This is a genomic window from uncultured Kordia sp. (genome assembly GCF_947489565.1).
Lineage (GTDB): Bacteria > Bacteroidota > Bacteroidia > Flavobacteriales > Flavobacteriaceae > Kordia.
On sequence record NZ_CANLEA010000008.1, the window covers coordinates 205572 to 225038 of the forward strand.

The window sequence follows — 19467 nt, forward strand, 5'->3', positions numbered from 1 at the left end:
GATATAAAAATATAGAAATGAAATAGTTACTTGCAGAGGTTTTCCATTACAACAAGTAGGTGCATGCTGTAGTTAACACAGGTTCATCTAGAAATAAGACCTTTCATCAATAAAAAAGAAGGAAATAGAAGCATTTTTAAAATAAAAACTACATTTGTTAACGCAATGAAAAAGTTAGTTTACCTCATATTCCTCTATTCGTGTTTCTGTATTGCTCAAGAAACGACTTCTAAAAAAGAACAATCGCCCAAAGCAGCTACGATTGATGTCAATTATTTTAGCGGAAACATAGCACGTCATAATGACGATATTTTGCATTTAATTACGGGACATCCAGAAGGTGTTATTGTGAGTTACAACCGAAAAACCTTTGGAAATGACGATTGGTCACAATTCTATAACTATCCAGATTATGGGGCTTCATTCAGTTATCAAGACTTAAAAAATGAATATTTAGGAAAAAATGTAGCGCTATATGCACATTATAATTTCTACTTTCTCAAACGAAATTTGATGTTGCGTATCGGACAAGGATTGGCGTATACGAGCAATCCGTATGACAAAGTAGACAATTTTAGAAACATAGCATTTGGTTCACGATTAATGAGTAGTACCTATGTAATGTTGAATTACAAAAAGGAAAATCTATTCAAACGATTGGGCATACAAGCAGGATTATCGCTCATACACTATTCCAATGCCAATGTAAAAGCACCAAATACAAGTATCAATACCTTGGCTTTCAATATTGGAGTCAACTATAATTTGGAAGATACTTCGTTGATGGAATTCCAAAAAAATGAAGTCGCTCAAAACTTTAAAGAACCGATTAAATTTAATATTGTCTTACGTGCAGGAGTCAATGAAAGTGATGCTATTGGAAGCGGACAATATGGATTTACGGTAGTTTCTGCCTATGCCGATAAACGTTTGGGACGAAAAAGTGCCATACAATTAGGAACGGAAGTATTTTTCTCCAACTTTCTAAAAGAATGGATTCGCTTTCGATCTATTGCATTTCCTAATGGAGAAGTAAAAGGCGATGAAGATTTTAAACGTGTAGGTGTTTTTGTGGGACATGAATTATTTATCAATAAACTATCTGTCATCACACAACTAGGATATTACGTGTATTATCCTGTGGATTTTGAAGGACAAACCTATATTCGTATTGGAATGAAACGATACTTTAGTAAAAAATGGTTTGCAGCATTAACACTCAAATCGCATGCAGCGAAAGCTGAAGCGGTAGAATTAGGCGTGGGAATTCGACTGTAACAATTTTATGTAAAAAGACTCTTTAAGTTATCAATCAAAAAACAAAAAGATGAAAAAAAGAGTTTTATACAGTACGTTTTTACTATTAATGTGGAGTCAGTTCGGAATAGCGCAATTAGCGCCCGAAGAGGATTATGAAAATAAAAAGAACAAACTTGGGTTTTCGAGTGATGGTGAAAAATATCCTCCATCAAGAGGCCTAATTTTAGGAATACATGGCGCGCGTGAAACAATGTTTGAAATAGGATATTTTCACTATAAGAAGGAAGATGCAGGTTATGGTGATGCAATAAAAGGGTATACAATATCAACGGAACATTATATAAATAAAAACTATATCATAGCACCAAAAATTGCGGGATTTTCTAATCTATGGGGCATCAATTTAGGAGCTGGCGCAGTTTGGTATTTTGATATGGAAAAAAATAATAGCTTACGAATAAGACCAGAAATTGGATATGGTTCAGAGCGTTTTAAACTAACATATGGTATCAATATGGCCATTACCAATAAAGACATGTCGAATGTTAGCAAACATATGTTTTCAGCGACTTATTTTTTTAAGTTCAACAAAAAAACAAAAAACAGAAAGCTCAAATAGTAAAAGCTTAAATAGTAAAAAAAGACAATGAAAAAACTATACTTCATATTAGTACTAATGATTTGTATTTCTTGTGATAAAGAAGACGTACATGATTGTTTTCAAACCTCTGGAAGTATCATCTCAGAAACTGTAAGAGTTGCCGATTTTTCTATGATTGAAGTTGGAGAAGACATTACTTTGGTTGTTAAAGAAGGAATGAGTCAGGAAGTTATCATAGAAACAGGAATCAATCTTATCAATGATGTAGAAGCAAAAGTAGTGGGAGAAACCTTGTTTTTATCAGATAACAATAATTGTAATTATTTCCGTGACTTCGGAATTACAACAATATACATTACAGCGCCAAATATCACTAAAATTCATAGCAAAACACAGTTCGAAATACGTTCCGACGGAATCTTGACTTTTCCAAGCTTAGAATTGATCTCTGAGAACTTTACCAATAGCAGTGCCGCTTCTGGAAACTTTAAATTGCAAATTGAAAATCAGGATTTAAAACTTGTGTTCAACAATCTCTCAAACCTATTTATTTCGGGAAGTACAGAAGAATTTGTCATCAGTTTTCCAGGAGGAAACTCTAGAGTAGAAGCTGCAGATTTTATAGCAAATAAAGTGATCATCTCCTCGAGAGGAAGCAATGATATCATCATCAATCCGCAACAAGAACTTTCAGGAGATATCTATGGAACTGGAGATGTCATTGCAGTCAATCGTCCACCAATACTAGATTTTACAGCGCATTACACAGGAAGTTTAATCTTTCAGGATTAATTAAAATCAAGAGACAATCCACAAAAAACAAACAGACGAACAGTCAAATCAACAAAAAAACGAATCAACAAACAAACAAATCCACAAAAAGTCTAAGAGCGAAGTGATCTAAGAATCCAAGAAGTCTAAGAATCTAAGAAGTCAACTCTCTAAACAAGCTCTCCAAATTTTTATTCTTCTGATTAATCTGTAAAGTCTTCAAGCTATTATCGTGTGCAAAATCAAACACAGTCGGACGCATATCTTTTGTTGTGCTAAACGTAAGTTCGTATACCAAACCACGTGTATTCACAACCTTTGTAACATGTGGAATCTGCTGAATCAATACCTCTTCAACGCGATAATCAAACTCTACTTCAATCACTTGTTCCTGATTCTTCTGAAGTTTCGCCAAAGTGGTATCAGCAACAATTTCACCTTTATTAATAATAATCACACGATCGCACAAAGCTTCCACTTCTTGCATAATATGAGTAGACAAAAAGATGGTTTTCTCCTTTCCTATAGAAGTAATCAAATTGCGAATCTCTGTCAACTGATTCGGATCTAAACCAGTAGTAGGTTCATCTAAAATCAATACTTCCGGATCGTGTAGCAAAGCATTCGCTAAACCAACACGCTGACGATAACCTTTCGACAATTCACCAATCTTCTTTTTGGCTTCTGGCAACAATCCAGTCATTTGAATAACTTCATCAATACGCGATTTAGAAACTTTATACACATTTGCATTAAAAGCTAAATATTCGCGCACATGCATGTCCAAATACAACGGATTGTGTTCTGGAAGATATCCAACACTCTTTTGTACGTTTCGCGCTTCTGTAGTCGTATCAAACTCGTTTACCGAAGCATTTCCAGAAGTCGCTTTCAAATACGTCGTCAATATTTTCATCATGGTAGACTTTCCAGCTCCATTAGGACCTAAAAAACCAACAATTTCTCCCTTAGTAACACGGAAAGAAACTGAGTTTAAGGCTTTTTGTTCACCATACGTTTTTGTGATATTTTCTACAACGATAGACATATTATAAGAGTTTGAAATTCAAAATTACATAAATTTTTATCAGTATTTCACCATATTAAATCAAATAAAAACAAAAAAGAATACAGTTTATTGATAAAAACGTTTTTCTTCAAAAAATATTGGGAAACGATTTTGTTTATAAAAATTTATCTATACTTTAGCTACAACAAATTGAAAGAAAAGATGTTTAGTGCAAACTATTTTTGGCAAGGTTATTTTTACTTCTTCTACGGAAAGAGGTCGGAACGCTTTGTCTTATAGTTTAGTTTAAACATAATAATATAGATACAAAAAAGTTCCGAAATACATTCGGAACTTTTTTTTTGATTAAAAAACAATGCAACAAACAATAGCAATACAAGGAGTTCAAGGATCTAACCATCATAAAGTGGCGCAGCTATACTTTGGAGAAGAAGTACAGTTAGACGAATGCCTGTCTTTTGATGCGTTAGTGCATAGCTTAACACATGAAAAAAGTAGTTATGCAATCATGGCTTTGGAAAATACCATTGCAGGTTCCATAATCCCAAATTATGCACTAATTGATGCCAATAATGTTCATATCAATGGAGAATACTACTTAAACATTCATCATCATCTAATGGCGTTGCCCAATCAGACGATTGAAGATATTACCGAAGTATGTTCGCATCCAATGGCTTTATTGCAATGCAAAGAATTCTTTAAGCAATATCCGCATATCAAATTAGTAGAAGATGTAGATACGGCAGCCGTAGCCAGAAGAATTCAGGAAGAACAAAAAGAAGGAATTGCCGCAATCGCTACAAAAACAGCTGCAGAATTATTTCAGTTAAAAGTGCTTTCATCAGAAATTCAAACCATCAAAACCAATGCGACACGTTTTGTCATTCTGCAAAAGCAAAAACCAATTGAAAATGTTGCCCAAATAGACAAAGCTTCGTTGCGATTTGAATTGGATCACAAAAGAGGAAGTCTGGCAACCATCTTAAATGTAATGAGCGATTGCAAGTTGAATCTCACCAAAATACAATCATTGCCAATTATTGAAACGCCTTGGAAATATGCCTTTTTCGTAGATGTTACATTTGAAGCCTATGAAGATTATACCAAAGCAATTGCTGTATTAGAAATAATGGCTACAAGTTTAAAAGTATTAGGAACTTACAAAAACCGACGAAACGCATGATTCCCGCAAAACGTATACATACCGTAGAAGAATACTATTTCTCTCGAAAATTAAGAGAAGTACGCGGCTTGGTAGCTGCCGGAAAACCCATTGTCAATCTCGGAATAGGAAGTCCAGATTTGCAACCGCCAGCAGTTGTAGTAAACGCACTAGAAGCAAGCTTGCACGATGAAACGGCACACAAATATCAAAGCTATCAAGGAATTCCAGCCTTGCGAAAAGCAATTGCAGATTTCTATAAAAGAAACTATAATGTTGCTCTAGATGCGGATACAGAAGTATTGCCACTTATGGGAAGTAAAGAAGGAATTATGCACATTTCTATGGCGTATTTGGATGAAGGAGATGAGGTGTTAATTGCCAATCCGAGTTATCCAACCTATACTTCGGTAACCAAACTTTTAGGTGCTATTCCCAACTATTACAATTTAGATGCAAACAACAATTGGTTGCCAAATTTGGAAGAATTATCGAAGCGCGATTTAACGAAAGTAAAACTCATGTGGGTAAACTATCCGCACATGCCAACGGGAGCAAAAGCGACAAGTACATTCTTTGAAAAACTCATTGCCTTTGCAAAAAAACATCAAATTCTCATCATCAATGACAATCCATATAGTTTTATTCTAAATGATGCGCCTATGAGTATACTCAGCATTGATGGCGCAAAAGAAGTGACACTAGAACTCAATTCGCTCAGTAAATCGTTCAATATGGCAGGTTGGCGTACGGGAATGGTCATGGGAAAAGCGGAGCATATTCAACATGTATTAAAAGTAAAAAGTAATATGGATTCAGGAATGTTTTACGGAATACAAAAAGGTGCTATCAAAGCCTTAGAAAGTTCGAAAGACTGGTTTGCTGAACTCAATAAAATATATGAAAAACGTCGTAAACTTATTTGGGAATTAGCGACAAAATTGCATTGTGAATTCGATACAGAAACCGCAGGCATGTTTGTATGGGCAAAATTACCAGCAGACAATCAGCTTACATCAGAAGCATTCATAGACAAACTGCTCTATGAAAAAGACGTATTCATTACGCCAGGAAGCATTTTTGGAACGCAAGGCGAAGGATATGTACGTTTCTCACTCTGTGTCACAGAAGAAAAAATAAAAGAAGTCATTCAACGAATCTGATATGGAAAAGCAAATAGCAATCATACAGGCATACATTGATGCATACAACAATTTTGATATCTCAGGAATGATGCAAAATATGCAACGAGATATCATTTTTGAAAACTATGATGCTGAAAAACGAACGCTTTCTACAAAAGGAATTGAAGAATTTGAAACGCAGGCAAAAAAAGCAGCAACGTTATTTTCAATGCGGAATCAACAAATAAAAGGGATACAGAAAAATGATGCAAAAAATACCATTGAAGTGTCCATAAAATATCAGGGGATTTTTGCAGTTGACATGACGGAAACTCTAAAAAAAGGAACTAAAATTACGCTCGAAGGGAAAAGTATTTTTTACTTCTTTGATCAAAAAATAAATAAAATAGTAGATAAAAGTTAACATGAACGTATACATCATAGGAATCGGACTCATAGGCGGAAGCATGTCACTGGATATTCAATCAACATATCCAGAAGCAATGATCTATGGAGTAGATGTAAACGAAGCGCATTTGGAAGAAGCACTGCAAAGACAGTTAATTCATGAAAAAGCCACGCTTCAAAATGTGCAAAATGCTGATATTGTGATTGTCACTATTCCTGTGCATGCTTCCATCGGAATCATTCAGGAAGTATTAGACACCATAAAAGATGATACGTTGGTCATAGATGCAGGTTCAACGAAAGAAAAAATATGCGAAAGCATTGCAGCACATCCAAAACGACGCAACTTTTTAGCCGCGCATCCAATTGCTGGAACTGAATTTTCTGGACCTTCGGCGGCCATTAAAAGGTTATTTGATGGAAAAACAAACATCATCTGCGAAGTGGAAAAAACAGCGTTCAGTCTGCAAGAAAAAGCATTAGAACTGTTCAAAAACTTAGGCATGCGGATTCGGTATATGGATCCAAAATCACACGACAAACACATTGCATATGTATCGCATTTGTCGCATATCAGTTCGTTTATGTTAGGAAAAACGGTCATTGAAAAAGAAAAAAACGAACGTGATATTTTCGATTTAGCAGGCAGCGGATTCGCTTCTACAGTACGTTTGGCAAAAAGCTCGCCAGCCATGTGGACGCCCATATTTGAGCAAAACAAAACCAATGTCATCGAAACACTCGATGAATATATCGCCAATTTACAGGAATTTAAAAGCCTGATGTTGCAGGACAATTTTGAAGGAATTTATAAAGAAATGGAAAACACAAATCACATAAAAAAAATACTAAAGGGAATTGAATAAAAATAATTTGGGCGTTTCCCTAACGGGTCGGGCTTTCGGCAGTCGCTTTTTACAAGCTGTCATTCCTGCGAAGACAGGAATCCACCTTGCAAAAGAGCTTCAACAAAGCCTCAATCCCTAACGCGAATCAAAGATCATTAAGTGCAGTCAAAGCAAACGCGGAACTTCACACAAAAGTGGAGAACAATCGAAAGTGAAATCAAATGAAGAGGAAAACAAAAAACAAATTGACAAATCAACGAATCAACGAATCAACGAATCAACGAATCAACAAAATACAAAAAGACCAATTAACAAAAGATAAAAGATAAAAAGGTAATCATGGAAAATAAAAAAGAACTCAGAAACTGGTTAAACGCCTTCGGATTAGAACATCCGATAGTAATCGCTGGTCCGTGTAGTGCGGAAACAGAAGATCAAGTATTAAATATTGCACATCAACTCAAAGATACGGATGCAACGGTATTGCGTGCAGGAATTTGGAAGCCACGTACACGTCCTGGAAACTTTGAAGGTGTAGGCGCATTAGGATTAAAATGGTTGCAAAAAGCCAAAGAAGAAACAGGAATGTTAACTGCAACAGAAGTTGCCAATGCAACACACGTACGTTTAGCATTAGAGCATGATATCGATGTATTATGGATTGGTGCGCGCTCTACCGTAAGTCCATTTATTGTACAAGAAATTGCAGATGCGTTGAATGGAACTGACAAAATTGTTTTGGTAAAAAATCCAGTAAATCCTGATTTAGCATTGTGGCTTGGAGCTGTAGAACGTTTGCATTCTGCTAATATTGAAAAATTAGGTGTAATTCACAGAGGATTTTCAACCTACGAAAAAACACGTTACAGAAACAATCCAGAATGGCAAATTCCAATTGAATTGCAAAACCGTTTCCCAGATTTACCATTAATACTAGATCCATCGCATATTGCAGGTCGTAGAGATATTATCTTCGATTTGTGTCAAACAGCTTTAGACTTAAGCTACGACGGACTCATGGTAGAAACACATTTTGATCCAGACAACGCATGGAGTGATGCCAAGCAGCAGATAAAACCAACGCGTTTGGTGGAAATCATGGAAGATTTAAAAATCAGAAAAGCGACCGATACAGAAGCAGAATATAGAAATGCCTTAAACACACTTCGTACACAAATTGATGTAATTGACCATCAATTAATCGAAACCTTAGGAAAACGTATGAAAGTGGCAGACAAAATTGGAGCCTTGAAAAAAGAGAAAAACGTTGCCATCTTACAAACCAGACGTTGGAACGAAATCCTTGGAAAAATGATTCTAGAAGGTGAGCAAAATCAACTAAGTGAAGAATTTGTATTGCGTATTTTCAAAGCTATTCACCAAGAATCGATCAATCACCAAGAAAAAATAATAAATAACTAATGCTGAATTGGGTAACGTGACTAGATTTTTGTGACTTCATAATATAACATTAAAACCATTATATTATGAAAAAAAAGAAGTCAATAGCTAAATTTAGTATCACAAAAAGTAAAATAGCGAAGTTAAATTATTACAAAGCAGTTAGTGTAGTAGGAGGTGCAGTCTCAGGAACAGACTATCTGGCTTGTAATCCTCCGAAACCAACTGGACTAGAATGTTTAAATGATTCAAGACGATGTCACGAAAGTGAAGTAATTTCTTGTTACAGCCCATGTGGTGGTACAGCAGCAACTACTGGTTGTAATCAATAAGTAATAAGTGAAAAAGCGAGTCAATTGGCTCGCTTTTTCATCTATGACTACCAAAAGTTAAGCGCAAGTACAATCTGTATTTTCAAACAAACCATGATAAACATCCTTCCACATACCAAGTGACTTGAGCTTCTTTACTTCTGTCAGATGGATTTTCTCCATCTATTCCTTCTTTAATTGAAAAATCTAAAAATGGACTTTTTGTTCAAGTCTAAATTCTTTAACTTCTTTTTGTATAACTTTTTATTTTATAATTAGCATACATTTTCACAACCAGAAAACATTCCTGTGTTTCTTGTCTTTTTAATAGGCTTTACTTGACAACAACTTGTACCTCCTTGGCAAGGTCCTTCACAAGTATTAGCCTGATGCCCTCCATTAACTGAATGATAAAAACTGATGATTGATTTCTTATTGAGCATTAAATTTTTGATATTCTTTTTTTTCATAATACATTTTTTTTAATAATAATTTAATAGATGATGATATTGGATGATACTTGTTCCTAGCAACCATCTAAATAAACACAAGTATTTAATCCTTGGCAAGTAGCATCATTTCCTGGGCTTGAAACTGGAGCTGGTTTTTTCTCTCTACACCAAAATAAAGACCACAAAACTCCCCCATGAATTTTGTTAACTGTTTTTTTATTCAAAGTAGAAATTGACTTCTTGTTCAATTGTAAACTCTTTAAATTTCTTTTCTTCATAATATTCTGTTTTTAAATTATTAATGCATCAAAGCAAAACATAAAAACAATCCGAAAAAAGTGATACCATTGATGATTTATGATTTATCAGCAACTCCAATTAATGGTTTGTGAAAACTTGATGCGGATTTTTTGTGAAGCTGTACGTTTTTAAATTTTGTTTTTTCATGGTTTATTAGGTTTTGAATGAATACTGATTCAAAACAAAACATAAAAACAACTCAAAAAAGAAACACTATTAATAGTTCATTAAAACGTGAAAAATAAGTTGTTGATGATTCATAAAAGTGACATAGGAAAACTTTTGTATGTCAAAATAAATATGTAATGCCTATTTCTTTAAAAACCAACAGGTAAAGCTTTGTTATTTTTAAGAATAATCTTGATCTTTGCGGCAATGATAGGAACTGTTTATAAATCTACGGGAAGTTGGTATTTGGTCAAAACTGAAGCGGGAAAAGAATACGAGTGTAGAATCAAAGGAAAATTTAGACTCAAAGGGATTAAAAGTACCAATCCTATTGCGGTAGGTGATAAGGTGAATTTTACCTTGGAAACAAAAAACAACACCGAAACGGGAATTATTGACGAAATCTTTGACCGTAAAAACTATATCATTCGTAAATCAGTCAACCTATCCAAACAAACCCATATCATTGCTTCCAATATTGATCAAGTATTTCTATTGATTACAATTGATAATCCGCCAACATTTCCAAGTTTCATAGATCGTTTTCTAGTCACCGCAGAAGCCTATTCGATTCCCTGTGTATTAGTATTTAACAAAATTGATACCTATGCAGAAATTGAAAGACGCGCTGAGGTTATGTATCTTATGGATATTTATCAAAGTATCGGCTACGAATGCATTGAAATTTCTGCCAAAGAAGGCGCCAATGTAGAAGCAGTTAAAGAACGTATGAAAGGAACTGTGAGTATGTTTGCAGGACATTCAGGTGTTGGGAAATCTACTCTGGTGAATGCTATTGCGCCGGAATTAAATCTGAAAACCAAAGAAATTTCCGAACAACACAAACAAGGACAACATACGACGACTTTTGCTGAAATGTTCGACTTAGAAATTGGCGCAAAAATCATTGATACGCCAGGAATCAAAGGTTTTGGAATTGTAGACATGGAAAAAGAAGAAATTGGCGATTACTTTCCAGAATTCTTCGCGTTAAAAAACGAATGCAAATTCAATAATTGTGTTCATCTAGAAGAACCAAAATGTGCGATAAAAGATGCTGTTGAAGATGGCGAAATTGCTTGGTCGCGTTACAAAAGTTATATGCAAATCATAGAAGGTGACGAAAATAACTATCGCGTGGACGAATTTAAAGAACAGTAACTATGTATTGTAAATAATATAAATTGGAAATGGACATAGATAAAATAATTTATTTTGTACAATTCATTCCTTTTATTTGGTTTTTGCTTTTAGATGAAGAAGTTTCGAATAAAAAAAGTGTTTTTCTGAAATTCATATTCATTTCAATAGCAATTTTGATTTTCGGAATTTTTTATGAATATAATTTAGCTGAAAATAATAAATCACTTATATATTATGGTTCTCAAATGACATTGATATTTTTATTGTTGTACAAAATAGTCCAAATTCCATACTATTGGATTTTCAAACGAAAACCTGAAATATCAACAATTCCAGAAAAGAATATTGACATAATTCCATTGTTATTTGTGATTGCCGGAACAATCAGTTTACCATTTTTAATTGACATTTTTATTATCCAAAAATTAAGATAACATATAACAACACACATGAAAGCCGTTATACAAAGAGTTACCGAAGCAAGTGTTACCGTAGATCAAAAGAAAGTAGCAGATATTGGTCACGGATTGCTTATTTTACTTGGTGTAGAACATGAAGATACACTAGAAGATGTAACATGGCTTTCTAATAAAATAGCACGTTTACGCATCTTCAATGATGAAAATGGTGTGATGAATACATCGTTGCTCAATACTGGAGGAGAAGCCATTGTAGTAAGTCAATTTACGCTACATGCAAGTACCAAAAAAGGGAATCGCCCAAGCTATATCAAAGCTGCAAAACCAGACATTTCCATTCCAATGTACGAAGCATTTGTGGTACAATTTGAAAAAGATCTTGGCAAAAAGGTGCAAACAGGAATCTTTGCTGCCGATATGAAAGTTGCATTGCTTAATGACGGTCCTGTAACCATCATCATAGACACTAAAAACAAAGAATAATAGTATTTAGTAACTTTTCATAGCGCTTATTAACTTTCTTCCTCAGAATAGATTACTTTTCTTATATTCGTGAAATATTCCCCCGAATATTAAAACATAAATTACGTATGCGTTTAAAAATTTTGACAATTGCTGTCATACTATGTTCTATGTATGTAGCAAAAGCTCAAGATAAGGAGCTTATAAGTTACCTTACACTTCCACAGGAACTTACAAAAAATGCAAATGCCGTTGTTCGGTTAGATGAAACACTTGTAAAGATAGAAGCTATCGATGATATGACTGTTTCTGAAAAACGTATAGTGACGGTATTAAACGAAAAAGGATTGCGAAAAATTGGCGCTCAAGTCTATTATGATGAAAACATACGTATAAAAAATGCGGAAGTTAGAATCTATGATAAATTTGGAAAGCAACTCAAAAAAATTCGTCAGAAAGATTTTGAAGATGTAAGTGCCGTCGATGGTGCAACAATGTATACGGATGCGCGATACAAATACATAGAGTATACACCAGTATCATATCCGTTTACGGCTGTATTTACGAGTGAAATTCACACTAAAAAAACATCCAATTTACCAAGATTTTCCCCAGTTCCTTACTATACAGGAATTCAAAAAAGTAGATACAAAATTACCTATCCATTATCGTTAACGCTCTATAAAAAAGAACATAATATTGAAGAGTATGGAGTGATAAAAGATGAAAAAGAAGGGCGTTTAATGTACATTCTTGAAAATGTTCCAGGAGTCAAACCAGAAGCCTACAGTCCAGCAGAAGCTACGATAAAACCACGTGTGCAATTTGCGCTAAGTAAATTTACGTATGAAGGTATTTCTGCGGAAGTTGATAACTGGGAAGAAGTAGGCGCATGGATACATCAAAACTTACTCAATGGTCGTGCAACGGTAGATGCTGCTACGAAAGCAAAAATTGAAAGCATGATTGCGGGAGTTGAATCTGATCGAGAAAAAGCGCGACTCATTTATGAATTTATGCAAGGGAAAACACGGTATATCAGTGTGCAAGTTGGAATTGGAGGATATCAACCGATCAAAGCTGATGAAGTAGACAGAATGGGCTATGGCGATTGCAAAGGGTTGACAAACTATATGATGGCACTGTTGAAGATTGCAGGTATTGAATCGCATTATACGGTTGTGTATGGCGGATCAAAAATTTCGAGTTTCTATGAAGATTTTGCTTCCTTAGGACAAGGAAATCATGTTATCTTAAACATTCCGAATAAAGGCGATGATATTTGGTTAGAATGTACAAGTCAAAAAGTACCTTTTGGACATATTGGCGATTTTACAGATGATAGAAATGTATTAGTAGTAACTCCGGAAGGAGGAAAATTAAAACATACCAAAAAATATGCTACCGAGGAAAATCTACAGGAAACCACAGGTTCTTATGTCTTAGATAGTAACGGAAATATCAAAGCAGATGTTACAATAAAAACAGAAGGAATTCAGTATGACAATCGTTTTTATATGGAAGACAGATCTGATGTAGAAAAGGACAAATACTATAAAAAATATTTTCAAACAGTCAACAATGTCAATGTGGATAATATCGAACTCAAAAACGATAAGAAAACTATTGAATTCACAGAAAAAGTAGCATTCAATGCAGACGCTTATGGTGTTTCTACAGGAGATCGTATGTTGTTTGCTGTCAATGCTTTTAATAGACTTACCAGCATTCCTGATCGATACCGAAATCGTAAATTTCCATTAGAAATTCAGCGAGGTTACTACGATGTTGATGATTACGAAATCAAATTGCCGAGCGATTATAAAATAGAAGCCATTCCAGAAGATGTGACGTATGAAACTAAGTTTGGAAGTTACACATTTAGCATCACACAAAAAGGCGATCAAACTCTACAATACAAAAGAACAATCAAAATAAAAGATGGTTTGTACCCTAAAGAAGAATACAAAAACTATCGAAAATTTATCAAAAAAATTGTCCGATACGATGGTTCAAAAATTGTATTAGTCAAAAAATAACACCCTAACAATAACAATAATTCACAGATGAAAAAACAAATGCTATTCGTATTTGCGTTGCTAAGTTTTGTAGTAATGCATGCGCAAGACTTTGAATTTGGAGAAGTGTCTAAAGCCGAATTGGAAGAAAAACAACATCCAAATGACCCAGAAGCCAGTGCAGCTATTCTTTATGAAAAAACGTACATCACACTGCGTTATATTCAAGGAGAAGGATTTCAAGTAGAAACCAATATCCAAAAACGTATCAAAATATACAAAAAAGACGGCTTGGATATGGCAAATCATACCATTCCATTATACAAAGGAAGTGGTGGCGAACGTGAAAAAGTTGCAGGATTAAAAGCTTATACTTACAACTTAATTGATGGAAAAATTGAAGATACAAAATTGCGTAAAAGCGGAATCTTTAAAGAAAAGCGTAATGAATATATAGACTTACAAAAACTAACAATGCCTAATGTAAAAGAAGGTTCTGTGGTAGAGTTTAAATACAAAATGATTTCGCCATACATCGGAAACATCAATGAAGTGTATTTTCAATACGGAGTTCCTGTAAATCAAATTGACGTTACTTTTGAAGCACACGAATATTTTACCTATAAAAAACACTACAAAGGGTATTTTAGATTGCAACCTAAAGAAACGAGTCGCTCAGGAAAAATTACCATTACCGGAAAAACAAGAACTGGAGGAAATAGTAGGCAAGCAGTAAGTAGAACATCTTTTAGTCAAGATGCTATAGATTTCACTTACAACGTTACAAAATTCAACCTAAAAAATGTACCTGCACTCAAAGATGAAAGCTTTGTGAGTAATCTTGAAAATTATCGAAGTGCCGTAAAATTCGAATTGGCACAAACACAAATGCCAAACGACATTCCGCAATACTTAGCGAAGTCGTGGGATGATGTGGTAAAAACAATCTACAATAACAGTAATTTTGGAGGGCAACTTACCAAAACATCGTACTTTAAAAGCGATATAGACAACCTAGTAGCAGGCGTTTCAGACGACATGAAAAAAGCGGCAATGATTTACACATATGTGCGTGATAGAGTAAAGTGGAATGGAAGATATGGTAAATATGCAGATGTTGGTGTTCGTAAAGCATACAAAGATAAAACAGGAAACGTAGCGGATATGAATTTGATGCTAACGGCAATGTTGCGCCATGCAGGAATCAGTGCAAATCCAGTGATATTAAGTACGCGTTCGCATGGAATTACGATGTTTCCAAGCTTAAACGGATTCAATTATGTAATTGCAGCTATTGAAGTACAAGACGCTGTTATTTTACTAGATGCTACAAATTACTACGGAGAACCAAATGTATTGCCAATGCGCGCATTAAATTGGTCAGGACGATTGATTCGTAAAGATGGAAGTTGGAGTCAAATCAGTTTGATGCCAAAACAGACTGCTTTACGAGCAACGATGATCAATGCAACCTTGGACGAAAATGGAGATATCACAGGAAAACAACGCACACAATATACCTCACACAATGCCTTAAACTTCCGTGAAATGTATTCGGAAATCGATAAAGAAGAATACTTGGAAGAACTTGAAAATACGATTGAAGATATTGAAATCGCAGAACACGATGTAAAAAACATTAAAAAATTAGGGAAACCTGTGGTAGAATCGTATTCGTTTGAAAAAGAATCGCAAGCAGAAATTATTGGTGATAAAATCTACTTTTCGCCACTTTTCTTCTTAGCAACTTCTGAAAATGTATTCAAAGCTGAAGAGCGTGTATATCCTGTCGATTTTGGGTATCCATGGAAACGAAAAATAATGATGAACATTCAAATTCCAGAAGGCTATGAAGTAGAATCAATGCCAGAAGCAGGCGCTGTAAAAATGCCAGAAGGTTTAGGTTCGTATTCATTCAATATTTCCAAAACTCCAACAGGAATTAGTGTGGTAATGTCTAAAGAAATCAGTTCTTCTGTAATTACACCAGACAAATATGGAGCCTTGCGTGAATTCTACAAAATGCTCGTTGAAAAGGAAAAAGAAAAAGTAGTATTAAAGAAATTATAATAGAAAAAAACTATAAATCTTTCTTAAGAAACAACTCATAAAATTCGCTGAAAAGCTATATTTTTACAAGTGACTTTATAACTGGTTTATAAAGTCACTTTTTGTATATAAAAAATAAACTTTATGAATCTAAAAGATGCACAATTAGCAGTCGATACATGGATCAAAGAACACGGTGTTCGCTACTTTAATGAGTTAACCAATATGGCGCAACTTACAGAAGAAGTTGGAGAAGTAGCGCGTATTATTGCACGTCGTTATGGAGAACAAAGTGAAAAGGAAAGCGATAAAGACAAAGACTTAGGAGAAGAATTAGCTGATGTTGTTTTTGTAGTACTGTGTTTGGCAAATCAGACGGGAATTGACTTGCAAGCCGCATTTGATAAAAAAATGGACAAAAAAACCAAACGTGATCACGATCGTCATCACAACAACGAAAAATTAAAGTAGATAAAAGGTTTGATACGTCATTCTGAAACCATGTGCTGAACTTGATTCAGTATTGATTCAGAACCACACAAATAGATTTTAAGAAAAGAATAAGAAAGAATATGAACATAAAGCTTCAAAAATCAACACTTCACAAGCAATCAAATATTGCCATTACAGGTTCTAAAAGTGAATCCAATCGGTTGTTACTTTTACAAGCTTTATATCCAAACATCACCATTGCAAACATCTCCAATTCAGACGATGCAACGTTGATGCAAAAAGCTTTAAAATCTACAGATAATATAAAAGATATTCACCATGCCGGAACAGCAATGCGCTTTTTAACGGCATATTATGCAACTCGCGAAGGACAAGAAATCACACTCACAGGTTCTTCAAGAATGCAAGAACGTCCCATAAAAATATTAGTAGATGCATTGCGACAATTGGGTGCAGATATTGAATACACAAAAAATGAAGGATATCCGCCGTTGCAAATAAAGGGACAAAAACTACAAGAAAGTCAAGTAACCTTAGCGGCCAATGTAAGTAGTCAATATATTTCTGCATTACTCTTAATTGCGCCAACTTTAGAACAAGGATTAACACTGACACTGGATGGGAAAATTACCTCAGTTCCTTACATCAAAATGACGCTTTCTTTGCTAAACGATCTTGGTGTAACAACAAGTTTTGAAGGAAATACAATCACAGTTGCACGATTTAAAGCATCACAAGAAACCAAAGCGTTTACAGTAGAATCTGATTGGAGTTCGGCTTCTTATTTTTACAGTCTAATCGCGTTAAGCGAAATAGGAACAACCATAGAACTTTCAGCATACAAGCAAAACAGTCTACAAGGCGATTCTTGCTTGGCAGAAATATATACACTATTTGGTGTTGAAACTGTTTTTGGTGAAAATACCATCACGCTAACGAAAACGCAAGAAGCAACTCAAGAAACGATTAAGCTAGACTTAAAAAATGCACCAGACATTGCACAAACAATTGCTGTAACCGCATTTGGATTGCAATTATCTTGCGAAATGATCGGACTACACACGCTAAAAATAAAAGAAACCGATCGTTTGGTGGCATTAAAAGTAGAACTTGAAAAACTAGGTGCTTCTGTAGATATTACGGATAAGTCTCTGTATTTGCACAAAGCAACAACGATCAACGAAAATATTTCCATTCATACTTACAAAGATCACCGCATGGCAATGGCATTTGCACCATTAGCATTATGTACTCCACTATACATTGAAAAAGCAAATGTAGTGTCGAAATCCTTCCCAGATTTTTGGAAAGATTTGGAAAAGATTGGGATTGAAGTAATAGAAAAATAAAAAAACTCACTAAATACTTGACAACGCCTATTTTGAGATTGTATATTTGCGGTTCTTAAAAAATAACTTAAAAGACTTATGGCAAAAAAGCTATCACATTTTAATTTTGATCTTCCAGTAGAATTATTAGCAGAATATCCATCAGAACATAGAGATGAAGCACGTTTAATGGTGTTAAATCGAGAAAAGCAAACTATTGAACACAAACAGTTCAAAGATTTGGTGGATTACTTTGACGAAGGAGATGTAATGGTGTTGAACAATACGAAAGTATTTCCTGCAAGACTCTTTGGAAATAAAGAAAAAACAGGAGCACGCATTGAAGTCTTTTTGTTAAGAGAATTAAACGAAGAACAACGTTTATGGGATGTTTTAGTAGATCCTGCAAGAAAAATTAGAATTGGAAATAAATTATACTTCGGTGAAGACGAAAGTTTAGTTGCTGAGGTCATAGATAATACAACATCAAGAGGACGTACTTTACGCTTTTTATATGATGGTTCGTATGATGAATTCAGAGCAAAATTAGGTGAACTAGGACAAACGCCACTTCCAAAATACATCAAAAGAGATGTAGAGCCAGAAGATGAAGAGCGTTACCAAACAATTTATGCAAAAGAAGAAGGAGCTGTAGCAGCACCAACAGCAGGTTTGCATTTCTCAAAACACTTATTGAAGCGTTTGGAAATTAAAGGAATTGACTTCTCTGAAATTACTTTACACGTAGGTTTAGGAACATTCAATCCTGTAGAAGTAGAAGATTTATCGAAGCATAAAATGGACTCTGAAGAATTGAAAATTGAGTCAAAAGCTGTAGAAACGGTAAACAGTGCTAAGACAAATAAAAGAAAAGTATGTGCTGTAGGAACTACAGTAATGCGTGCTTTAGAAAGTTCAGTTTCTTCAGAAAGAACATTGAATGAATATGAAGGTTGGACAAATAAATTTATCTTTCCTCCGTATGAATTTAGCATTGCGAATTGTATGATTACAAACTTCCACACACCAAAATCAACACTATTAATGATGGTTTCTGCCTTTGCAGGTCACGATTTCATCTTAAGAGCGTATGAAGAAGCTATCAAAGAAGGATATCAATTCTATTCGTATGGTGACGCAATGTTGATTCTGTAAATAGAAAACACATAACACATATATAAAATCCTGTCTTTGGCAGGATTTTGTTTTTTAGGTAGATTTAAAATGTTTTAGAATCTTCACCAAATATCTTCAGAGATAAAAAATGATCGAACTACATAAAATTAAAATTTAAAAATGCTTTTTACTAAAAAAAATATAGCAACAAGTTTATCTAAAGAAGAAACTCTGAATCAGATTAAAACGATCACAAAACCAATCTCTTTAAACAATGTGTTTGATGTAAATAGTGATGAAAACTATGAATTTGAAGGCCATTTTGATAATTTTTCATTCACACTTTTTCCGTTATTTAATTATGGATTGAATCAATTATTACGACCAAAAATTATAGGTCAAATAGAAACTTCTAACGATCAAACAGTCATAAAGTTAGAATTTTATTTACCTAAAATGATAACGTATGTATTGTTATTACTTCTAGTGATTGCAATCCTTATCTTAAATACGGCATCAATCGATTTCAATACATTCATGATCTATGGATTAATAACTATGTTGGGATTTTATTTTGGTTTCCTTTACAGAATAAATAAAGCAATCAACATAATCAAAGCTAGGCTGAACTAACAAATGC

The 19467-nt window shown here is 34.3% G+C and carries 21 protein-coding genes; 18 read left to right on the forward strand and 3 right to left on the reverse strand.

Going from position 1 to position 19467, the window contains the following annotated elements; translation table 11 throughout:
• Positions 1-165: 165 nt before the first annotated feature.
• The 3 genes from Q0845_RS12955 to Q0845_RS12965 are packed head-to-tail and all read left to right on the forward strand — an operon-like array spanning position 166 to position 2653.
• Positions 166-1278 carry an acyloxyacyl hydrolase gene (locus tag Q0845_RS12955; protein WP_298513776.1) on the forward strand — a complete coding sequence of 371 codons (1113 nt, stop codon included), beginning with the start codon at positions 166-168 and terminating at the stop codon, positions 1276-1278.
• Positions 1279-1327: 49 nt separating this feature from the next.
• Positions 1328-1879, forward strand: a complete 552-nt coding sequence (locus tag Q0845_RS12960) for a hypothetical protein (RefSeq protein ID WP_298513778.1) — start codon at positions 1328-1330, stop codon at positions 1877-1879.
• Positions 1880-1906: 27 nt separating this feature from the next.
• Positions 1907-2653 (forward strand): head GIN domain-containing protein, encoded by a 747-nt coding sequence (locus Q0845_RS12965; RefSeq protein WP_298513782.1) that lies wholly within the window; start codon positions 1907-1909, stop codon positions 2651-2653.
• A gap of 133 nt (positions 2654-2786) precedes the next feature.
• On the opposite strand, the gene gldA is transcribed toward Q0845_RS12965, so the two are convergent.
• Positions 2787-3680, reverse strand: coding sequence for a gliding motility-associated ABC transporter ATP-binding subunit GldA (gene gldA, locus Q0845_RS12970; RefSeq protein ID WP_298513784.1), 894 nt, complete (start codon positions 3678-3680; stop codon positions 2787-2789).
• Positions 3681-4017: 337 nt separating this feature from the next.
• Here gldA and Q0845_RS12975 point away from each other — a divergent pair, with 337 nt between their 5' ends.
• From Q0845_RS12975 to Q0845_RS13000, 6 genes are all read left to right on the forward strand, one after another.
• On the forward strand, positions 4018-4848 hold the full coding sequence (locus Q0845_RS12975) for a prephenate dehydratase (protein ID WP_298513786.1): 831 nt from the start codon (positions 4018-4020) through the stop codon (positions 4846-4848).
• Positions 4845-5990 (forward strand): aminotransferase class I/II-fold pyridoxal phosphate-dependent enzyme, encoded by a 1146-nt coding sequence (locus Q0845_RS12980; RefSeq protein WP_298513788.1) that lies wholly within the window; start codon positions 4845-4847, stop codon positions 5988-5990. The genes Q0845_RS12975 and Q0845_RS12980 overlap by 4 nt, the downstream gene beginning before the upstream one ends.
• A 1-nt stretch (position 5991) precedes the next feature.
• Positions 5992-6375, forward strand: coding sequence for a hypothetical protein (locus Q0845_RS12985; RefSeq protein ID WP_298513790.1), 384 nt, complete (start codon positions 5992-5994; stop codon positions 6373-6375).
• Between the two features lies 1 nt (position 6376).
• Positions 6377-7225 (forward strand): prephenate dehydrogenase, encoded by an 849-nt coding sequence (locus Q0845_RS12990; RefSeq protein ID WP_298513793.1) that lies wholly within the window; start codon positions 6377-6379, stop codon positions 7223-7225.
• Positions 7226-7546: 321 nt separating this feature from the next.
• Complete coding sequence (locus Q0845_RS12995) at positions 7547-8629, forward strand: bifunctional 3-deoxy-7-phosphoheptulonate synthase/chorismate mutase type II (RefSeq protein ID WP_298513795.1); 1083 nt, start codon at positions 7547-7549, stop codon at positions 8627-8629.
• A gap of 65 nt (positions 8630-8694) precedes the next feature.
• Complete coding sequence (locus Q0845_RS13000; RefSeq protein WP_298513797.1) at positions 8695-8940, forward strand: hypothetical protein; 246 nt, start codon at positions 8695-8697, stop codon at positions 8938-8940.
• A 254-nt stretch (positions 8941-9194) separates the two neighbouring features.
• On the opposite strand, the gene Q0845_RS13005 is transcribed toward Q0845_RS13000, so the two are convergent.
• Both Q0845_RS13005 and Q0845_RS13010 read right to left on the reverse strand, forming a co-directional pair.
• Positions 9195-9389: a hypothetical protein gene (locus tag Q0845_RS13005; RefSeq protein ID WP_298513799.1), complete on the reverse strand. Its 195-nt coding sequence runs from the start codon at positions 9387-9389 to the stop codon at positions 9195-9197.
• A gap of 56 nt (positions 9390-9445) precedes the next feature.
• Positions 9446-9649, reverse strand: a complete 204-nt coding sequence (locus Q0845_RS13010; protein WP_298513802.1) for a class I lanthipeptide — start codon at positions 9647-9649, stop codon at positions 9446-9448.
• Positions 9650-10046: 397 nt separating this feature from the next.
• Between Q0845_RS13010 and rsgA the strand changes: the two genes are divergently transcribed.
• From rsgA to Q0845_RS13055, 9 genes are all read left to right on the forward strand, one after another.
• Positions 10047-11000, forward strand: coding sequence for a ribosome small subunit-dependent GTPase A (gene rsgA, locus Q0845_RS13015; protein ID WP_298513804.1), 954 nt, complete (start codon positions 10047-10049; stop codon positions 10998-11000).
• A 29-nt stretch (positions 11001-11029) separates the two neighbouring features.
• The gene (locus Q0845_RS13020) at positions 11030-11416 is read left to right on the forward strand and encodes a hypothetical protein (RefSeq protein WP_298513808.1); all 387 of its coding nucleotides are present in this window, start codon (positions 11030-11032) and stop codon (positions 11414-11416) included.
• 15 nt (positions 11417-11431) lie between these two features.
• Positions 11432-11884, forward strand: coding sequence for a D-aminoacyl-tRNA deacylase (gene dtd / locus Q0845_RS13025; protein ID WP_298513810.1), 453 nt, complete (start codon positions 11432-11434; stop codon positions 11882-11884).
• Between the two features lie 107 nt (positions 11885-11991).
• Complete coding sequence (locus Q0845_RS13030; protein WP_298513813.1) at positions 11992-13902, forward strand: DUF3857 domain-containing protein; 1911 nt, start codon at positions 11992-11994, stop codon at positions 13900-13902.
• 27 nt (positions 13903-13929) lie between these two features.
• Positions 13930-15951, forward strand: coding sequence for a transglutaminase domain-containing protein (locus Q0845_RS13035; protein ID WP_298513816.1), 2022 nt, complete (start codon positions 13930-13932; stop codon positions 15949-15951).
• 123 nt (positions 15952-16074) lie between these two features.
• Complete coding sequence (locus Q0845_RS13040; RefSeq protein ID WP_290669948.1) at positions 16075-16401, forward strand: nucleotide pyrophosphohydrolase; 327 nt, start codon at positions 16075-16077, stop codon at positions 16399-16401.
• A 101-nt stretch (positions 16402-16502) separates the two neighbouring features.
• A complete protein-coding gene (locus Q0845_RS13045; protein ID WP_298513820.1) occupies positions 16503-17732 on the forward strand; it encodes a 3-phosphoshikimate 1-carboxyvinyltransferase in 1230 nt (409 codons plus the stop codon).
• Positions 17733-17810: 78 nt separating this feature from the next.
• Positions 17811-18866 carry a tRNA preQ1(34) S-adenosylmethionine ribosyltransferase-isomerase QueA gene (queA, locus tag Q0845_RS13050; RefSeq protein WP_298513822.1) on the forward strand — a complete coding sequence of 352 codons (1056 nt, stop codon included), beginning with the start codon at positions 17811-17813 and terminating at the stop codon, positions 18864-18866.
• A gap of 141 nt (positions 18867-19007) precedes the next feature.
• Entirely contained in the window at positions 19008-19460 is a 453-nt protein-coding gene (locus Q0845_RS13055; RefSeq protein WP_298513824.1) for a hypothetical protein, read from the forward strand.
• Positions 19461-19467: the final 7 nt, after the last annotated feature.